This is a genomic window from Dactylosporangium sp. CA-139066 (genome assembly GCF_050936175.1).
Lineage (GTDB): Bacteria > Actinomycetota > Actinomycetes > Mycobacteriales > Micromonosporaceae > Dactylosporangium.
Genome location: NZ_JBNJNH010000003.1, coordinates 1 through 12,675, shown reverse-complemented (window position 1 = coordinate 12,675; position 12,675 = coordinate 1). Strand labels below are relative to the sequence as shown.

Below are 12,675 nucleotides of genomic sequence, written 5' to 3'. Positions count from 1 at the left end.
CGCGAGCTCGCCTACGCCGCGCACGATGGCCAGGTCGACAAGGCCGGACGGCCGTACTTCGAGCACGTCGCCGAGGCGTCGTCGTGATGCCGCAGGCCACCAGACGCCTCGCAAGGAGGCGTGGCCTCGCTATCACACGGGATATCCGAACAGGCCTCTATTCCGTTTCCGCTCGGGTCGCTGCGGAGGCTGACTCGTTGGTGTTCTTCCAGGCCCAGATCCGCGATACGCGCTGGCATGGTCGAGAACTGCGAGAACTCACGATGGCTGACATCGTTGAGCTATTGAACGTTCCAACCGTCACGGTTGACGGAGTCAAGGACGAACGGCTTCCGGTCCCAACCACAGTCGGCCGACCCGCAACCCCGATTGCTGACAGGTTCTGGGCGCGTCTGGACGCAGACCTTGACCCCGTCCAGTGCTGGCACTGGACGGGCACGCTCAGTTACTACCGATACGGGACAATCACGACTCGCAAGAAGGTGCGGCAAGCGCACGTCGTGGCGTACGAGTCGGTTCACGGGCCCGTCCCGGACGGCTACCAGGTTGACCACACTTGTCACAATGCGGACCCAGACTGCCCCGGCAACCGCGACTGCCTCCATCGTCGGTGCGTCAATCCGGCGCATCTCGAGGCGGTGACGCCCGCCGAGAACAAGCGGCGCGCTCACGATCGAATTCGAAAGCCGGTATGTCCGCAGGGGCATCCGATGGACGGCGACAACCTCTACGTCAATCCGGTCTCCGGCCAGCGAGCCTGCAAGACCTGCAAGCGCGCAAAGGTTCGACGCTGGTACGAGAGCAACAAGGATGCGTACAACGCGAGTAGGAGGCGGACCCGTGCGGCCTGAGACCAACAGCGACGAGGAGCGGCTGGCGCTGCTCGACGACGCGACCGCCGCCCGGCTGCGGCAGAAGTACGCCCGCGCCCGTCAGGTGCTGCTGACGCCGGCAGGAGGCTGCGTGGACGAGTGACACTACATCGGTGCGTCGCCGACCGGGCCGTGCCCGACGTGCGGTGATGCGCCGTGAGGCTGCATGAGCGCACGATGCTCGTCCAGCAGGCCCGCGCCGAGTTCGGGATGCTGTGCGTCGAGTTCCTCCGCGGACACGACCTGACGTGGGGCGAGTGGACGTCCATCCTCGGCGGCGAGCTGGCGTCGCAGGCGAAGTACCAGATCCGTGACGAGCGGCACCCGGACGATGCCGACAAGGGAGGCGATGAGGCGTGAACGACGAGCGCTACGAGGACCGCTGGGCTGACGACGAGGAGTACCGGTGAGCGACGTGGCGAAGGTGAAGGTCGTCGAGGACACGGCACTGACGACGTACGTGACCGAGGTGACGGGCGCGGCCGAGGCGTATTGGGAGGTGCCGCGCGGGCTCCTGGAGGCGTACGAGACCCACGAGGCCGCCGCGCACGAGGCCCTGCAGGAGCTTCTGGAGTATCTGCGGACGGCGCCGGTTGTCAACCCGATGGACGAGTACGGGCGATGACCGACGACCAGCGGATCGTCGCCGCGCTGCTGCACTTCGAGGAGCGCGGCGCTTTCCGGCCTCTCCTCGTGGACCTGGTCGCGTTCGCCGACAACGAGCACGAGTACCGCGACGGCGGCTGTCACCCGCAGCCCGGCGTCGACTGCTACGACTGGTGCGAGGCGTGCAAGCTGCTTGCCCGGGTGCCGGCGGACGTGCTCGGCGAGGCGCGGCAGCAGTTGCGGGAACGGGGGTTGGACCGTGACTGAGCGTCTGTCGTGGGCCGAGCAGGAGGTGACCGGCGAGCTGGCCGGCGCCGCGACCGGGCTCGTCGGCCTGTGCCGCGTCCGCCCGGAGCGGGCCGACGTACTACGGCGCGCGGCGGTCGCGAAACTCGACGGGGACGAGCGGGCGCTGATCGTGGCGCTCGCCGCGCAGATCTCAGAGGAGACGACGTGATCAAGGAGATCGTGGCGTTCATCAAAGCGCGGCTCGCCGAGGACGAGGCGGTTGCGCGGACCGCCGCTCGACACGCCAACCTGCGAGGCGGCAGCCATCACAAGACCGCGCGCTGGACCACGTACCTCGAGGGCGGCGACGACGGCTACGCAATCGAGAGCGAGGACGCGCAGACGACGTTCATCGTCGGCCGCCAAGACGTTGCCGAGCACATCGCCCGCCACGACCCGGCCCGCGTGCTGCGCGACGTCGAGGCGAAGCAGCGAATTCTGGCGCGCTACCAGGACGCCATCGCGCGACAGAACGACCCGGCCTACTCGCGGCCAGCGGCCAGCATCCAGGTCGCCGAGTACGAGGACTGGGTGCTGCCGCTGCTGGCGCTCGCGTGGGACGCGCACCCGGCTTTCGATGAGGCGTGGCGCCCGTGAAGCCGTGGCCCGTGCACTGGTCGCTGTCCGGCCCCGGCCGTGCCCGTGACGCCCGCGAGTTGATGCGGTGGGTGGACGCCGCCGGCCGGCACATGGGCACCTTCCGGCGGCTATTCAGCTTCGGGCCGTGGGCGGTGTACGTGGGGCGGTATCGCCCCGGCCAGGTTGACGAAGAGCGCTAAGCCCTTGCCTGTCGCGAGATCAGGTGCGGCACGTGCGCGACGGTCAGGATGGCGAAGTGCCCGCCGTCAAAGTCGGGCTCCAGGACCATCTCGTACGTCTGCGAGCAGGCCCGGCACACCGCGACCGCGCTGACCGTGTCGCGGGTGGCGGTGACGTGCTGGCGTTCGTGGCAGGGCATCGGCACCCGGATGGCGGTCGGGGTGGTGTCGGTCCAGCGTTCGATGACCCGACCCGGCTTGAGGTCGGCCTTGGTGACCAGCTCGCCCGCCCCGATGGCACGCGGGGCGGGCGTTTCGTTGGTCATGTCGCGGCTCGCAACGCTGCCTCGATGATGTCGAGCCGCCGGCGCATGGTGTCGACGATGACCGGGCTGACGCTGCTCGGCAGCCGGTTGAACTGGAGGCGCAGCCGCTCGACTTCCTCGTGGGCCGGGTAAAGGTCGGCCGCGTCGATGAGGGCGTCGCCGTGAAGCCGGTCGAGGAAGTCGGCCCACGGGACGCCCGCAGCCTCGGCGCCAGCCGGCGTGACGTGGTAGCCGTCGAGGTACCCCGCCGCCTCCATCCGGTCGATGACGTCGGAGCGCTTCAGCCACAGTGACCCCTCGCCTGAGGCGTAGGCGTCGAGGATGACTTCGAGCTGGTGGGGCGTCATCGCGCGGCCCCCAATGCCGCCTCGATGCGGTCGAGGAGCGGACCCACCTCGTCGTTGTACGGCATGCGCGCGTCGAGTGCGGCGCGCAGCTTGGTCAGGTCTTCGAGCGCCCACGCGAAGACGACCGGCTCAACGGACGGAGTGCGCCGCGCCTCGTCGGCGTGCTGCCGGCCGATCTCGTCGAGCAGGTCCTGAGCCGTGTTGGCGTAGCTGAGGACCACGGCCTCGCTGGCGCCGGAGTGGAGGGCGCCGCCCTGGTCGTACTTTGCCTGACCGTAGGACTTGATCAGGTCGATGAGGCTACGCTCGGTCATCAGGCGTCCTCGTCCGTCTCATTGAGGATGAGCGTGAAGGTGCAGTGCTCGCCGTCGGGGTCGGCCTGGTGGACCTCGGGGTAGCCGTCGTCCTTCAGGTCGAAGCCGCAGACGGGGCAGGTGTCGACGATGGTCCGCGGGCGGGCCTCGTAGCTGCCGGTCGACGGGTTGCGCTCGAAGCCGGCGAGGACGCGCCGGTAGTTGGCGTCGGCGTCCTGCTGGATGGAGGCGTACCCGGCGTCGCGGCCGTCGCGGTAGATCTTCCAGGACTGGAACTTGGTGCGGCCCTTGCCGGAGTCGAAGCGGCGCAGTTCGACGTAGGCGCCGTCGGGGGCGGTTTCGGCCTTGATGGTCTTCCAGTTGCTCGCCATTGTGGCTCCTCAGTGGCTCAACTCGTGACACCACTGACAATAGGTCCCCCTATTGCTCAAGTCAAGCGCCCAAGGCAACAGGGGGACCTAGTTCACTCCTTCGGTTCTGCGCCCGCCTTGCGAGCCATCGTTACCAGCCGGTTGACCGTCGCCTCACTCACGCCGAGGGTCGCCGCGACCGTCGCCCACGACGCGCCCGGCGCCTTGGTCATCTCCTGAACGGCGCGGGCGCGGACAAGGCCGATCAGCTTGACGGATTGCGGCTCTACCAGCACTCTTGCCACTCGCTCGCGCTGAACTGCGGGCATAGCGTCGAGCCATGCGATGACGTCATCAATGGACGCGGGCGGGGGTAGTCGCGTTCTACTCGGTGTCATGCGACCACAGTAGTACCCCCTGTTGCTCCGTGTGAATGAGTAGCGAGGTAGCCGAACGGATGAACAATAGAGGGATCTAGTGCCTGAGCCTTGCGCTCAAACAACAGGGCCCCCTATTGTTTAGGGCATGACGCAGACGAGCACCGCCGCCCCGATCGCCACCATCCCGGCCGCCGGCCTGGTCCAGGTCGCGGGCGACGTCGAGATCCGCGCCTTCTACGTCAACGGCGCCGGCTACAAGGTCCAGGCCCGCCGCAACGGCCAGCTCATCGCCTCGCAGTTGCACACCTTCGAGACCCACGCGATCGCCGCGATCGAGGCCCTCATCGCCGAGCACACCGCGCCCGAGCCCACCCCGGCCGCACCCGCCATCCCGACCCAGCGCCTCGCCCCCGCCGCCAAGGGCACCCAGACGTTCATGAGCCCCGCCGAGGTCATCGTCATCGGCGAGGCGCTCGAGACCACCGGCCACATCCGCCGCGGCCGTGGCCACGCCGCCGCCGACCTGCGCTCCCTGCAGGCGATGGCCCGTCGCGGCTTCGTCACCCTCACCGGCCACCCGTTCCGGCCCGACGGCGCCGAGGTCAACGACTGGGGCCGGCGCGCGTACAAGGAGGCCGTCGCCGCCCAGCAGGAGCAGCACGACCGGGCCGAGCGCCTCGCCGCCATCGTCGCCATCACCGCAGCCTGAAGGAGCCAAGCCATGCGCCGCACCGTCACCAACACCGCCGACCGGCTCCGCACGTGCGACCTGCTCCAGCTCGACGACACCCTCCGCAACCACACCCGAGTCCAGCTGCCGGACGTCGTCCTCGTCGAGGACATCGCCGCCTGCATCACCCACGGCGGCTGCATCGCCGTCGCCGTTGCCAACCCCCACGGCGCGCTCGGCGAACCCGACGCGGTCCTGCACATCCTCGCCGGGCACATCCTCACCTGGACCGGCGACTACACCCACGTCAGCTGCACCGGCTTCCGGCCCGGCGGCGTCGACTTCACCCGGCCCGCGGCCCGCACCGAGCACGCGCCCGAAGTCGCGGTCGGCGCGACCGTCGCCCACCCGCGGACCGGCCGCCCGATCGCCGTGCACCGCGTCGACCGCACCCTGACCACGATCGGCGTCCGCTACGCCGACGACACCTACGCCATCTACCCGCGCACCTCCGCCTGAAGGAGAACGCCATGCGCCGCACCATCCTCGACCAGCCCCGCACCCGCGTCTTCCTGCCGACTACGTGGGGCTGGGGCTGGGCCTGGCGGTGCGACACCTGCCTGGAAGGCGTCGACCGCTACTCGCCCGCCCGCGCGTTCGGCCCCACCCGGGAGCTGGCCCAACAGGTGGCCGACATGCACCGCTGCGACCGCTGAGGAGAACGCCATGCAGCCGACCACCGCGCTCTGCGGCCACGACACCTGCGACCCGTACGTGCGCCGCAACTCGGTGCTCGACGAGCCCGGAGACGTCGTGCTCTACCACGCCTGCGACGGCGTCCGACACGTCTTCCGCGACGGCCACGACGACGGCCTCATCCTCACCGCGACCGCCGGCGGCTGGGCGCTGACCCGCGAACGGCACGTCGAGGTCGAGCCCGGCCGGTGGGCGCTGATCCCCGACGCAGAGCCGGTCTGCACCGGGCGCCCTGACGGCGACCACTGGATCGCCGTCCACCACACCGGCCGGACCATCGCCCGCACCGACACCCTCTACGGCTGCGTCGCCCGCGCCGCCCGCTTCTACCTCCGCACCAGCGGCTGAAGGAGGCCCAAGTGAACCTGCCCGAGCTCGACGAGATGACCGCCGACGAACGCGCCCGCGTGCTCGCCGCCGCCGAACAGGGCCGCCCCGTCCAGCTGGTCAGCCCCGCCGGCCGGACCGTCACCGTCTACGGCTGGCAGGTCGCCGAGCGCCTTGACGCCGGCTACACCATCGCCACCCCCGACGCCTGAGGAGACCCCCGTGCGCCCTACCGATAGCCGCATCCAGCCCGGCGCAGCCCTCTACTACGCGGCCGGCGACCCGTGGCGGGTCGTTCCGCCGAAGCGGGCGACCGTCATCGACGCCGGCCCGTACCGGATCGTCCGCCGCCGGCAGGGCGCCTTCTACGTCGTCTCGTGGCACCGCGACGACGCCGGCACCGCGGTCCTCGTCCACGTCGGCGGCGAGCCCGGGCCGCGGGCGGTACCGGCCCGGGACCTGCGCGGCCTGTGGCTGGAGACGCTCGCCGCCACTGGGCGCACCATCGCCGGCGTCAAGGCACACGAGGCGGCCGTGTCGGAACTTGCCACGTCCGGCCGCCCGATCACCGGCGACGGCCTGCTGCAGCTGGCGGCCCGGGACGATGGGCTCGGCGACGACACGTTCGCGATTCTCGCCCAGGCGGTGGAAGACCGGCTCGACGCCTGTGGATAACCCGTGTGGATAACTACACCGCTGTGATTCGCCCGTCGGCCTTACCGCAGGTCGGCGGGCGCTCTAGCGTCGGATCATGAGCGCGTGGGCGGGGTCGATGCAGACCAGCGACGGGACGTGGCGTGTCGACGTCGGTGGCGTCGGAGCGACGAAGTGGTACCGGCTCGTCGGGCCGGACTCCTGCCGGAACCTACCCAGCCTCACAGCGCTCACCGTCGCGGCGGACGCAGCCGGTGTCGACCTGGGCGACCTGCGCGAGGTCCCTGCGGCCGGCTGAACCGTCCGATCGGCTCAACCCATTCCGGAAGCCACCCGCAGTAACGTGCCCCGATGGACGACCAGCCGATCTACCTGAACCAGTTCGGCGGTGGTAAGCCCCGCCGAAACCGGACGCCCCTCGTCGCGGCGATCACCGTTGCGGTGCTGCTCGTCGCAGGCGCGGTCGGCATCGGCTTCGCGCTCCGCTCGGGCAACGGACCGGCGCAAGCCGGTCAGGCGGCGCCGTCTGCGGCCACCGCACCGGCTGCGGCTTCACCCGCGCCCACGTCACCGTCACCTTCGCCGAGCCCGTCGCTCGCTGGCGACGACATCACCCGCGAGGCGTGCGCGGAGGCTCAGGCGCTGTACAACCGGGCGGCCGAGTTCACCGAACAGGATGCGGTTCGGGCGATCGGGGTGAAGGCGCAGAAGTCGAGCATCCCCGAGGCGCAGGCCTTCGGCACGCAGATGGTCACGAAGGCCGACAACGCCATCAAGAACAAGGGTAAGGAGGCCGAGCTCACCACCACCCTTGAGGCGTCGACAGTGCTCACGCAGTTCGTCACCTGGTGCTTGAAGGGCGGCTACGTCAAGCCGTAGACCGCAGCCCCTCAATGCACGAGCAGCCCGGCCCGTGCACGACCTGGCGGGCCGGGTCCAGATGCACGACCGGCAGGCCACGCCTCGCCGCCTTCTTCACCGCCGAGAACGTGCCCCCGGACCGCTTGGCCGCGTTCCAGCAGGCCAGCAGCCCGTCCGCCTTGAGCAGCCCGTCGTTGCGGGCACGCAGCAGCGCGACAGCCTCACGCTTGAAGGCGGGATTGCGGCCGTACAGGTGCACCGACGCGGCCAGCGTGACCAGCCGGCTCCACTCCGCCTGATCCTCCGCCTCCCAGCGGTCCGGCTGCGACTGGTACGGCACGTGCGCCCGCAACGTCAGCCCCAGGTCGACAGCCGCCGCGGCGAGGATCAGGTCCCAGCCGAGCGCCATCCCCGACCACACCTCTTCGGTGCCGTGCTCGGCGGCCAGCCACTCCAGCCCGGCGCGGGCCTTCGCCTGCACCCACGGCAGCTGCGCCGGCGTCAGCCCGTCCGGGTCACGGCTGGTCGCCGGGCGGTGGCCGGTACCGGAGACGGTGTGCATCACGGCCACCACGCCACCGCGTCGTTCAGCGCTTCCTTCGCCGCAGCGATGTGCTGCCGGGCCCGGGCCAGCGCCTCGGCGCGGTGACCGGTCGGGTGGTCGCGGACGTCGCCGGCGCCGAAGCGCAGCACGTCCTGGGCATCGCCGAGCAGCTTGTACGCCTCGCTGCGGACCGTCTCGAACGGTGGCAGGTCGCTCACGGCGTCTCCTTCGGCCAGTCGCCGACACCATCGCAGTTGAGCCAGGTCTCGGCGCTGCGGTGGGCTCGGACCTTCCCGTCCTTGCGCAGGTTGAACTCCCGCCCGCAGACCCGGCAGGTGCCGCGACCCCACGGGCTCGTCGTCATGTCCTCGGGCTTCACGCCGACCATCCCAACCGCTCGATCTGCTCGTCGTGCAGACGCTTCCAGTCGGCAGGCTCCGGGAAGACCTCGGAACGGTCGTCGTAGTACAGGTTGTGGTCCTGGAACTCGATGCCGAGCCGTGCCGCGTCGGCGAGGAGCACGTCGATGGCGGCGGTGAGGGCGTCCGTCCGCTGGCCGTCCTTGACGCCGTAGCGGGTGTGCAGCCTCCCCTCGGTCGAGATTCGGCCCGAGTCGGTGTCGTCGTCGGCGAACCCGTCGTCGAGGAAGTCGAGTCCGGCGCCCCAGGTCTTGCGGTACGCGTCGTAGGTGACGCTGATTCCGGTCGCCCAGTAGCTTCCACTTTTACCGATCATGCTCGTCTCCTCAGGCCGCGACGCGGCGGTAGTCGTGGTGGTCGAGCACGGTGCAGCAGGTGCCGTCCGTGCAGTGGGCGTGCCGCATCCCATCACCGACGGTCCGCAGGTAGCGGTCCAGCCGGGCGATCGTGTGCTCCCCGGTCACAGCCAGAACGATCCGGTCGCCCTCGTGGAGGTCGGCGCCGGCAACGGTCTCGAGCGTCGGGGCGGTCACGACGGCACCTCGCCGTACAGGACGGTCGGCAGCCCGTGCTCGACGAAGAAGTCGTCGACGAGCTGCACGACGTCGTTGCTCGACGCGTCCTCGCGGATCGCCTCGGCGACCTGGCGGTGCAGGTCGAGCAGCTGCGCCGACGGCGGATCGGCCTCGGCCGGCTGCGGCGCGGGCCGGAACGGGGCCTCGAGGTACGGCGGGCGCTGGCCGGGTATCTTCGCCATCACAACTCCCCGGCGGCGACGAGCGCGTCGTGGCAGGCCTCAACCTGGCCGGCGGCGTGCGCGGCCAGCACGGCGTGGGAGGCGACGTTCGCCCACGCGGTCGGGTGCCGCTCGGCCTCTTCCATGGTGCGGCGGGCAGTGTCGGCGGCGGAACGAAACTCCCGGTCCGCGTTGGCGAGACTGGACCGGAGCAGGCGGATCGCGGCGTCATTCACGGCTGCTCCTCGCGGATGTTGACGACAATGCGGCGCCCGTCACGGGACCGCAGGGTCAGGTCGACGTCGAGGCCGCGGGTGTCGACGCGGGTCACCTGCACGTTGGCGTCCTCAGCGACAAGCGCCGCCAGGATCACCGTCACGACCGGGTGCGGGTGGCGGGCCATCAGTTGCCGTCCCCGACGCGCAGGATGGTGATGCCGCCCTGCCGCAGCATGTCGTCGATGTCCTGGTCGCTGTACTTGTCGACCCGGGTGATGTCGACGGTCCCGAACCACGGCTGGTCGCCGAACGGGTCGGAGCGCTTCAGGAAGACGCAGTCGATGCCGGCCGCTACGGAGCCGATCGGCAGGTCGGCGGCGTTCACGATCCGCCCCCGACGCGCAGGATGGTTGCCCGGTCGGTGCGGAGCAGGTCGTCGATCTCGGCGTCGGAGTGGTACTGCTCGGTGTGGGTCGACACCCACGGATTGTGGGACTGACCCGGCCGCGCCTCCTTGAACCAGGCGGCGTGCGCCGAGCCGACGATCGAATGCGCCGGCAGCGTCGCGGCAGGCGGCCGGTCGAGCGCCCAGTTGACGGCGTCGATGGCGTCGCGCAGCGGGCAGCCGGTCCGGTCGCGGACGATCTTCGTCGCACGGATGACTCGGCCCTGCCCCTCGTACTCGGCGGGCACCTCGGCAACGGCGGACAGGGCGGCGGTACGGATCTCGTCCATCAGGCGTCACCCGTGCCCGAGCGTCTTCAGGATGCAGACGAGCGCGTCGTCCCAGCCCTTCTCGTACAGGCCAGATTCCTGGTGGCCGCTGCGGTACTGGGCGATGTGCTCGCGGACTGCGGCGACCGCGACCTCGGCGAGCTGGCCGGCGCCCATGGTGTTGTTGCCGTCGGCGGCACGGATCGCGTTGGCGATGATGTCGATCGGGTTGGGCATCAGGACTCCTCGATGATCGGGGCGACGGCGTACAGCCGCCGCTTCGCGCTGTTGGCGTGGGTGCCGCAGGCGCGGCCGTTGACGTTGAACGGGCACGAGGCGTCGACGGTGAACTTCGGCGGCTTCCCGCACACCGACGGGCCCGACCCGGCGGTGCCGGTCATGTGGCCGCAGTCGGGCGAATTGCGCCAGCGGGCGTACTCGTCGTAGGGCATCAGCCGATCCCGTGCTCGCGGCACCACGCCCAGCCGGCGGCGGTGAGCTCGACCACGCTGACCCGTTCCTTTGTCGCGCGCTGCAGGCGGCCGTCGGCGAGCCAGCGGTCCCAGATCTGCCGTTCGCCCGTGAACAGCATCTGGGGCTTGTCGGTGCGCCAGCCGCCCAGGTCGACGAGGTGGCGGATGAAGTCGTCCTCGATGCGGGCGAGCTCGTCGGCGGTGTAGATCTCGGTGTCATTCATGGCACTCCTCATCGCTGCTCCTCGAGTTCAAGCGTTAACGGATACATGTAAACATTAATGCGCAGCCATTGAGTGTGTCAATGGGAACAGTTATGGTGGGATCATGGCGCGGCCCGCATTCACCCCGGACGACGACCAGCGCAAGACGCTGGCCGTCCTCGCGCGCATCGCTGCCGCCCGCGCCAAGCTCGACGTCGAAGCCGACGGCGCCATCAAGCGCGCCAAGGAGCAGGACATCCCGATCGCACACATCGCCGAAACCCTCGGCGTCGAACGCAAGACCGTCTACCGGCACCTCGGCCGTCCGATGAAGTAGCTCAGCCCGTCTGCTGCTCCGCCTTCGCCATCTCGGCCGCCCGCCGCAGCGCCTCCCCGAGGCGCTCGGCCACGTGCGGAGCCCACGACTGCGCCCGTGAAAACGCGGCCACCATCAGCCGGCCAGACGCCGCCTGCTGCAACACCACCGACGCCACCCGGCGCCCGTCATCGTCATGCACGGCGATCTCCCGGGACTGATGCCGGCCACCCACCGCCATCAGCTCGAGGGGGCAGTTCGCGGCGTCACACCAGCTGGGGTGCTCCAGCTCGGCCCGGCCCACCTCCCGCGGCGCCGTCACAGCCCAACCCCGGCCGCACGAAATAGGTCATCCGCCCCCGGCGACAGTGACTGCGCCTCGCCGATCGGCAGCACCAGCACCACATCGCCGCGGCGGACCTCCACCGACGGCACCCGCTCGTTTGGCGCCTGCCGCAGCCGAAGCTCCGTCAGGCCGACCCGCTGCGCGCTCGAGCGGTGCGCGCCGATCGGGTGGCCGTTGAACGTGGGGCGGTCCGCGGTGCAGGCGACATCGACACACCACAGCGGATGGTCCAGCTCGGCCACACGCGCCTCCGAAGAGTGAGGTGTGGCGGCGCCCAGCAGTCCGGGCCTGGGTGGAGGTGCTGGACGACCGCCACACGGTTCGGGCGGCAAGGCGCCGAAGCGCCCCGCCGCTGCCGCCCGCCGACCTGGTGTTGAGGCAGGGAGTGGCGGGTGCGCCCATCACCGTACCCGACCTGCTTCATCAGGTGCAGTACCTGCAGGTCATCAACCTGCCGCCGAAACGCACGACCTTCTTTGCGGACCGCCGCCGGGCATGGTCGGATGTGCCTGTTGAGGCAGGGAGTTCCATATATGCAAAGGAGTGCAGACGCGCCGTTCTGGCGCGTCTTCAACGGCGTGCTCAGCGACATCCGGACCGGCGTCTACCCTCCGGGCGGCAGGGTTCCGTCGGAGTCCGCGCTGGCCGAAATGTATGAGGTGTCACGGTCGACGGTGACGAGAGCCATGGAGCGGCTGCGCTGGATCGGGCTCGTATCCGGCCCGGCCGGCGGGATTGGGCGGGTTGCGCCGGAGCCGCGCCGGTCGCGGGCGTTGGAGCTGGTTTCGGAGGCCGACCGGTTGCGCGCCGAGGCGGACGGCGACAGTGGACGCTGACGGGCAGGTGCCGGAATCTGCCGACTTGTGGCGGACCGCTACCTGTCCGATCATCGTGGTGTATATCGATAGATCGGACAGAACTCGCCAAAGCGGCGCGCGGGCACCGTTGACCTGTTGAAGCAGGTACGGCTGAGGTCCACAATCGCGGACACGCCCCTGTGTGATTCATGTGCCGTCGAGCATCCGCGGGGGTGTGCGGCTCGGGTCCTTCCTCCGGGATCGATCTGAGGGGCGCCCCGCCGCAACACCTGGCTGACCCCCGGGGAGCGCGGTGGGGCGTTTCGCATTCTCGCCACGCTGACCTGCGGAAATATGCCGATGTCACGATGCGCTATTTGGTGTTTGCATCGCCGGACGA

Annotated in this window: 38 protein-coding genes; 18 read left to right on the top strand and 20 right to left on the bottom strand. The window is 70.1% G+C overall.

What is annotated here, in order from left to right; all coding sequences use genetic code 11:
* Positions 1 to 200 precede the first annotated feature (200 nt).
* Genes ACQEVU_RS57740 through ACQEVU_RS57705 form a run of 8 tightly spaced genes read left to right on the top strand, consistent with a single transcriptional unit; the run spans position 201 to position 2,545 of the window.
* The gene (locus ACQEVU_RS57740; RefSeq protein ID WP_433339789.1) at positions 201 to 851 is read left to right on the top strand and encodes an HNH endonuclease signature motif containing protein; all 651 of its coding nucleotides are present in this window, start codon (positions 201 to 203) and stop codon (positions 849 to 851) included.
* On the top strand, positions 841 to 975 hold the full coding sequence (locus tag ACQEVU_RS57735; RefSeq protein ID WP_433339610.1) for a hypothetical protein: 135 nt from the start codon (positions 841 to 843) through the stop codon (positions 973 to 975). Before ACQEVU_RS57740 ends, ACQEVU_RS57735 begins: the two co-directional genes overlap by 11 nt.
* 53 nt (positions 976 to 1,028) lie before the next feature.
* Positions 1,029 to 1,232: a hypothetical protein gene (locus ACQEVU_RS57730; protein WP_433339609.1), complete on the top strand. Its 204-nt coding sequence runs from the start codon at positions 1,029 to 1,031 to the stop codon at positions 1,230 to 1,232.
* Between the two features lie 46 nt (positions 1,233 to 1,278).
* The gene (locus tag ACQEVU_RS57725) at positions 1,279 to 1,497 is read left to right on the top strand and encodes a hypothetical protein (protein WP_433339608.1); all 219 of its coding nucleotides are present in this window, start codon (positions 1,279 to 1,281) and stop codon (positions 1,495 to 1,497) included.
* Positions 1,494 to 1,745: a hypothetical protein gene (locus ACQEVU_RS57720; protein ID WP_433339607.1), complete on the top strand. Its 252-nt coding sequence runs from the start codon at positions 1,494 to 1,496 to the stop codon at positions 1,743 to 1,745. Before ACQEVU_RS57725 ends, ACQEVU_RS57720 begins: the two co-directional genes overlap by 4 nt.
* Positions 1,738 to 1,935, top strand: a complete 198-nt coding sequence (locus ACQEVU_RS57715) for a hypothetical protein (protein ID WP_433339606.1) — start codon at positions 1,738 to 1,740, stop codon at positions 1,933 to 1,935. The genes ACQEVU_RS57720 and ACQEVU_RS57715 overlap by 8 nt, the downstream gene beginning before the upstream one ends.
* Entirely contained in the window at positions 1,932 to 2,363 is a 432-nt protein-coding gene (locus ACQEVU_RS57710; protein ID WP_433339605.1) for a DUF6221 family protein, read from the top strand. The genes ACQEVU_RS57715 and ACQEVU_RS57710 overlap by 4 nt, the downstream gene beginning before the upstream one ends.
* Entirely contained in the window at positions 2,360 to 2,545 is a 186-nt protein-coding gene (locus ACQEVU_RS57705) for a hypothetical protein (RefSeq protein WP_433339604.1), read from the top strand. The genes ACQEVU_RS57710 and ACQEVU_RS57705 overlap by 4 nt, the downstream gene beginning before the upstream one ends.
* Here the strand turns inward: ACQEVU_RS57705 and ACQEVU_RS57700 are convergent.
* The 5 genes from ACQEVU_RS57700 to ACQEVU_RS57680 form a co-directional block, all read right to left on the bottom strand.
* On the bottom strand, positions 2,542 to 2,850 hold the full coding sequence (locus ACQEVU_RS57700) for a hypothetical protein (RefSeq protein WP_433339603.1): 309 nt from the start codon (positions 2,848 to 2,850) through the stop codon (positions 2,542 to 2,544). The genes ACQEVU_RS57705 and ACQEVU_RS57700 overlap by 4 nt on opposite strands.
* Positions 2,847 to 3,197 (bottom strand): hypothetical protein, encoded by a 351-nt coding sequence (locus ACQEVU_RS57695; RefSeq protein ID WP_433339602.1) that lies wholly within the window; start codon positions 3,195 to 3,197, stop codon positions 2,847 to 2,849. Before ACQEVU_RS57695 ends, ACQEVU_RS57700 begins: the two co-directional genes overlap by 4 nt.
* Positions 3,194 to 3,511, bottom strand: coding sequence for a hypothetical protein (locus tag ACQEVU_RS57690; protein ID WP_433339601.1), 318 nt, complete (start codon positions 3,509 to 3,511; stop codon positions 3,194 to 3,196). The genes ACQEVU_RS57695 and ACQEVU_RS57690 overlap by 4 nt, the downstream gene beginning before the upstream one ends.
* A complete protein-coding gene (locus ACQEVU_RS57685) occupies positions 3,511 to 3,882 on the bottom strand; it encodes a hypothetical protein (RefSeq protein ID WP_433339600.1) in 372 nt (123 codons plus the stop codon). The genes ACQEVU_RS57690 and ACQEVU_RS57685 overlap by 1 nt, the downstream gene beginning before the upstream one ends.
* A gap of 92 nt (positions 3,883 to 3,974) precedes the next feature.
* Positions 3,975 to 4,259: a hypothetical protein gene (locus ACQEVU_RS57680; protein WP_433339599.1), complete on the bottom strand. Its 285-nt coding sequence runs from the start codon at positions 4,257 to 4,259 to the stop codon at positions 3,975 to 3,977.
* Between the two features lie 127 nt (positions 4,260 to 4,386).
* Here ACQEVU_RS57680 and ACQEVU_RS57675 point away from each other — a divergent pair, with 127 nt between their 5' ends.
* From ACQEVU_RS57675 to ACQEVU_RS57640, 8 genes are all read left to right on the top strand, one after another.
* Positions 4,387 to 4,950, top strand: a complete 564-nt coding sequence (locus tag ACQEVU_RS57675) for a hypothetical protein (RefSeq protein ID WP_433339598.1) — start codon at positions 4,387 to 4,389, stop codon at positions 4,948 to 4,950.
* Positions 4,951 to 4,962: 12 nt separating this feature from the next.
* The gene (locus tag ACQEVU_RS57670) at positions 4,963 to 5,430 is read left to right on the top strand and encodes a hypothetical protein (RefSeq protein WP_433339597.1); all 468 of its coding nucleotides are present in this window, start codon (positions 4,963 to 4,965) and stop codon (positions 5,428 to 5,430) included.
* Positions 5,431 to 5,441: 11 nt separating this feature from the next.
* Complete coding sequence (locus ACQEVU_RS57665) at positions 5,442 to 5,627, top strand: hypothetical protein (RefSeq protein ID WP_433339596.1); 186 nt, start codon at positions 5,442 to 5,444, stop codon at positions 5,625 to 5,627.
* 10 nt (positions 5,628 to 5,637) lie between these two features.
* Positions 5,638 to 6,015: a hypothetical protein gene (locus ACQEVU_RS57660; RefSeq protein WP_433339595.1), complete on the top strand. Its 378-nt coding sequence runs from the start codon at positions 5,638 to 5,640 to the stop codon at positions 6,013 to 6,015.
* 11 nt (positions 6,016 to 6,026) lie between these two features.
* Positions 6,027 to 6,206: a hypothetical protein gene (locus ACQEVU_RS57655; protein WP_433339594.1), complete on the top strand. Its 180-nt coding sequence runs from the start codon at positions 6,027 to 6,029 to the stop codon at positions 6,204 to 6,206.
* Positions 6,207 to 6,216: 10 nt separating this feature from the next.
* A complete protein-coding gene (locus ACQEVU_RS57650; RefSeq protein WP_433339593.1) occupies positions 6,217 to 6,669 on the top strand; it encodes a hypothetical protein in 453 nt (150 codons plus the stop codon).
* Between the two features lie 76 nt (positions 6,670 to 6,745).
* Positions 6,746 to 6,946 carry a hypothetical protein gene (locus ACQEVU_RS57645; protein ID WP_433339592.1) on the top strand — a complete coding sequence of 67 codons (201 nt, stop codon included), beginning with the start codon at positions 6,746 to 6,748 and terminating at the stop codon, positions 6,944 to 6,946.
* Positions 6,947 to 6,999: 53 nt separating this feature from the next.
* Entirely contained in the window at positions 7,000 to 7,527 is a 528-nt protein-coding gene (locus ACQEVU_RS57640; protein WP_433339591.1) for a hypothetical protein, read from the top strand.
* On the opposite strand, the gene ACQEVU_RS57635 is transcribed toward ACQEVU_RS57640, so the two are convergent.
* The 13 genes from ACQEVU_RS57635 to ACQEVU_RS57575 are packed head-to-tail and all read right to left on the bottom strand — an operon-like array spanning position 7,517 to position 10,837.
* Positions 7,517 to 8,071, bottom strand: coding sequence for a hypothetical protein (locus tag ACQEVU_RS57635; RefSeq protein WP_433339590.1), 555 nt, complete (start codon positions 8,069 to 8,071; stop codon positions 7,517 to 7,519). The two genes, ACQEVU_RS57640 and ACQEVU_RS57635, sit on opposite strands and share 11 nt — an antisense overlap.
* Positions 8,071 to 8,271 carry a hypothetical protein gene (locus ACQEVU_RS57630; RefSeq protein WP_433339589.1) on the bottom strand — a complete coding sequence of 67 codons (201 nt, stop codon included), beginning with the start codon at positions 8,269 to 8,271 and terminating at the stop codon, positions 8,071 to 8,073. The genes ACQEVU_RS57635 and ACQEVU_RS57630 overlap by 1 nt, the downstream gene beginning before the upstream one ends.
* Positions 8,268 to 8,432: a hypothetical protein gene (locus ACQEVU_RS57625; RefSeq protein ID WP_433339588.1), complete on the bottom strand. Its 165-nt coding sequence runs from the start codon at positions 8,430 to 8,432 to the stop codon at positions 8,268 to 8,270. Before ACQEVU_RS57625 ends, ACQEVU_RS57630 begins: the two co-directional genes overlap by 4 nt.
* Positions 8,429 to 8,788 (bottom strand): hypothetical protein, encoded by a 360-nt coding sequence (locus ACQEVU_RS57620; protein WP_433339587.1) that lies wholly within the window; start codon positions 8,786 to 8,788, stop codon positions 8,429 to 8,431. The genes ACQEVU_RS57625 and ACQEVU_RS57620 overlap by 4 nt, the downstream gene beginning before the upstream one ends.
* A 10-nt stretch (positions 8,789 to 8,798) precedes the next feature.
* Positions 8,799 to 9,005, bottom strand: coding sequence for a hypothetical protein (locus tag ACQEVU_RS57615; protein WP_433339586.1), 207 nt, complete (start codon positions 9,003 to 9,005; stop codon positions 8,799 to 8,801).
* The gene (locus ACQEVU_RS57610) at positions 9,002 to 9,229 is read right to left on the bottom strand and encodes a hypothetical protein (RefSeq protein ID WP_433339585.1); all 228 of its coding nucleotides are present in this window, start codon (positions 9,227 to 9,229) and stop codon (positions 9,002 to 9,004) included. Before ACQEVU_RS57610 ends, ACQEVU_RS57615 begins: the two co-directional genes overlap by 4 nt.
* The gene (locus ACQEVU_RS57605) at positions 9,229 to 9,444 is read right to left on the bottom strand and encodes a hypothetical protein (protein ID WP_433339584.1); all 216 of its coding nucleotides are present in this window, start codon (positions 9,442 to 9,444) and stop codon (positions 9,229 to 9,231) included. The genes ACQEVU_RS57610 and ACQEVU_RS57605 overlap by 1 nt, the downstream gene beginning before the upstream one ends.
* A complete protein-coding gene (locus ACQEVU_RS57600) occupies positions 9,441 to 9,611 on the bottom strand; it encodes a hypothetical protein (protein WP_433339583.1) in 171 nt (56 codons plus the stop codon). The genes ACQEVU_RS57605 and ACQEVU_RS57600 overlap by 4 nt, the downstream gene beginning before the upstream one ends.
* A complete protein-coding gene (locus ACQEVU_RS57595; RefSeq protein ID WP_433339582.1) occupies positions 9,611 to 9,811 on the bottom strand; it encodes a hypothetical protein in 201 nt (66 codons plus the stop codon). Before ACQEVU_RS57595 ends, ACQEVU_RS57600 begins: the two co-directional genes overlap by 1 nt.
* Positions 9,808 to 10,161: a hypothetical protein gene (locus tag ACQEVU_RS57590; RefSeq protein WP_433339581.1), complete on the bottom strand. Its 354-nt coding sequence runs from the start codon at positions 10,159 to 10,161 to the stop codon at positions 9,808 to 9,810. Before ACQEVU_RS57590 ends, ACQEVU_RS57595 begins: the two co-directional genes overlap by 4 nt.
* A gap of 6 nt (positions 10,162 to 10,167) precedes the next feature.
* The gene (locus ACQEVU_RS57585) at positions 10,168 to 10,377 is read right to left on the bottom strand and encodes a hypothetical protein (RefSeq protein WP_433339580.1); all 210 of its coding nucleotides are present in this window, start codon (positions 10,375 to 10,377) and stop codon (positions 10,168 to 10,170) included.
* On the bottom strand, positions 10,377 to 10,592 hold the full coding sequence (locus ACQEVU_RS57580) for a hypothetical protein (RefSeq protein ID WP_433339579.1): 216 nt from the start codon (positions 10,590 to 10,592) through the stop codon (positions 10,377 to 10,379). Before ACQEVU_RS57580 ends, ACQEVU_RS57585 begins: the two co-directional genes overlap by 1 nt.
* Complete coding sequence (locus tag ACQEVU_RS57575) at positions 10,592 to 10,837, bottom strand: hypothetical protein (RefSeq protein ID WP_433339578.1); 246 nt, start codon at positions 10,835 to 10,837, stop codon at positions 10,592 to 10,594. Before ACQEVU_RS57575 ends, ACQEVU_RS57580 begins: the two co-directional genes overlap by 1 nt.
* Positions 10,838 to 10,940: 103 nt before the next feature.
* On the opposite strand from ACQEVU_RS57575, the gene ACQEVU_RS57570 reads away from it, so the two are divergent.
* Positions 10,941 to 11,153 (top strand): hypothetical protein, encoded by a 213-nt coding sequence (locus ACQEVU_RS57570; protein ID WP_433339577.1) that lies wholly within the window; start codon positions 10,941 to 10,943, stop codon positions 11,151 to 11,153.
* 1 nt (position 11,154) lies between these two features.
* Here the strand turns inward: ACQEVU_RS57570 and ACQEVU_RS57565 are convergent, their stop codons facing one another.
* Both ACQEVU_RS57565 and ACQEVU_RS57560 read right to left on the bottom strand, forming a co-directional pair.
* The gene (locus ACQEVU_RS57565) at positions 11,155 to 11,454 is read right to left on the bottom strand and encodes a hypothetical protein (RefSeq protein WP_433339576.1); all 300 of its coding nucleotides are present in this window, start codon (positions 11,452 to 11,454) and stop codon (positions 11,155 to 11,157) included.
* Positions 11,451 to 11,720 carry a hypothetical protein gene (locus ACQEVU_RS57560; RefSeq protein ID WP_433339575.1) on the bottom strand — a complete coding sequence of 90 codons (270 nt, stop codon included), beginning with the start codon at positions 11,718 to 11,720 and terminating at the stop codon, positions 11,451 to 11,453. Before ACQEVU_RS57560 ends, ACQEVU_RS57565 begins: the two co-directional genes overlap by 4 nt.
* A 291-nt stretch (positions 11,721 to 12,011) precedes the next feature.
* Here ACQEVU_RS57560 and ACQEVU_RS57555 point away from each other — a divergent pair, with 291 nt between their 5' ends.
* The gene (locus ACQEVU_RS57555; RefSeq protein ID WP_433339574.1) at positions 12,012 to 12,314 is read left to right on the top strand and encodes a winged helix-turn-helix domain-containing protein; all 303 of its coding nucleotides are present in this window, start codon (positions 12,012 to 12,014) and stop codon (positions 12,312 to 12,314) included.
* The last annotated feature ends 361 nt before the right edge of the window (positions 12,315 to 12,675 follow it).

Coding starts and splice junctions, on each gene's coding strand:
- ACQEVU_RS57555 (WP_433339574.1), top strand. CDS start 12,012: ATGCAAAGGAGTGCAGACGCGCCGTTCTGGCGCGTCTTCAACGGCGTG.
- ACQEVU_RS57570 (WP_433339577.1), top strand. CDS start 10,941: ATGGCGCGGCCCGCATTCACCCCGGACGACGACCAGCGCAAGACGCTG.
- ACQEVU_RS57635 (WP_433339590.1), bottom strand. CDS start 8,071: ATGCACACCGTCTCCGGTACCGGCCACCGCCCGGCGACCAGCCGTGAC.
- ACQEVU_RS57575 (WP_433339578.1), bottom strand. CDS start 10,837: ATGAATGACACCGAGATCTACACCGCCGACGAGCTCGCCCGCATCGAG.
- ACQEVU_RS57665 (WP_433339596.1), top strand. CDS start 5,442: ATGCGCCGCACCATCCTCGACCAGCCCCGCACCCGCGTCTTCCTGCCG.
- ACQEVU_RS57580 (WP_433339579.1), bottom strand. CDS start 10,592: ATGCCCTACGACGAGTACGCCCGCTGGCGCAATTCGCCCGACTGCGGC.
- ACQEVU_RS57685 (WP_433339600.1), bottom strand. CDS start 3,882: ATGGCGAGCAACTGGAAGACCATCAAGGCCGAAACCGCCCCCGACGGC.
- ACQEVU_RS57660 (WP_433339595.1), top strand. CDS start 5,638: ATGCAGCCGACCACCGCGCTCTGCGGCCACGACACCTGCGACCCGTAC.
- ACQEVU_RS57675 (WP_433339598.1), top strand. CDS start 4,387: ATGACGCAGACGAGCACCGCCGCCCCGATCGCCACCATCCCGGCCGCC.
- ACQEVU_RS57695 (WP_433339602.1), bottom strand. CDS start 3,197: ATGACGCCCCACCAGCTCGAAGTCATCCTCGACGCCTACGCCTCAGGC.
- ACQEVU_RS57640 (WP_433339591.1), top strand. CDS start 7,000: ATGGACGACCAGCCGATCTACCTGAACCAGTTCGGCGGTGGTAAGCCC.
- ACQEVU_RS57670 (WP_433339597.1), top strand. CDS start 4,963: ATGCGCCGCACCGTCACCAACACCGCCGACCGGCTCCGCACGTGCGAC.
- ACQEVU_RS57620 (WP_433339587.1), bottom strand. CDS start 8,788: ATGATCGGTAAAAGTGGAAGCTACTGGGCGACCGGAATCAGCGTCACC.
- ACQEVU_RS57700 (WP_433339603.1), bottom strand. CDS start 2,850: ATGACCAACGAAACGCCCGCCCCGCGTGCCATCGGGGCGGGCGAGCTG.
- ACQEVU_RS57690 (WP_433339601.1), bottom strand. CDS start 3,511: ATGACCGAGCGTAGCCTCATCGACCTGATCAAGTCCTACGGTCAGGCA.
- ACQEVU_RS57645 (WP_433339592.1), top strand. CDS start 6,746: ATGAGCGCGTGGGCGGGGTCGATGCAGACCAGCGACGGGACGTGGCGT.
- ACQEVU_RS57585 (WP_433339580.1), bottom strand. CDS start 10,377: ATGCCCAACCCGATCGACATCATCGCCAACGCGATCCGTGCCGCCGAC.
- ACQEVU_RS57680 (WP_433339599.1), bottom strand. CDS start 4,259: ATGACACCGAGTAGAACGCGACTACCCCCGCCCGCGTCCATTGATGAC.
- ACQEVU_RS57610 (WP_433339585.1), bottom strand. CDS start 9,229: ATGGCGAAGATACCCGGCCAGCGCCCGCCGTACCTCGAGGCCCCGTTC.
- ACQEVU_RS57600 (WP_433339583.1), bottom strand. CDS start 9,611: ATGGCCCGCCACCCGCACCCGGTCGTGACGGTGATCCTGGCGGCGCTT.
- ACQEVU_RS57720 (WP_433339607.1), top strand. CDS start 1,494: ATGACCGACGACCAGCGGATCGTCGCCGCGCTGCTGCACTTCGAGGAG.
- ACQEVU_RS57590 (WP_433339581.1), bottom strand. CDS start 10,161: ATGGACGAGATCCGTACCGCCGCCCTGTCCGCCGTTGCCGAGGTGCCC.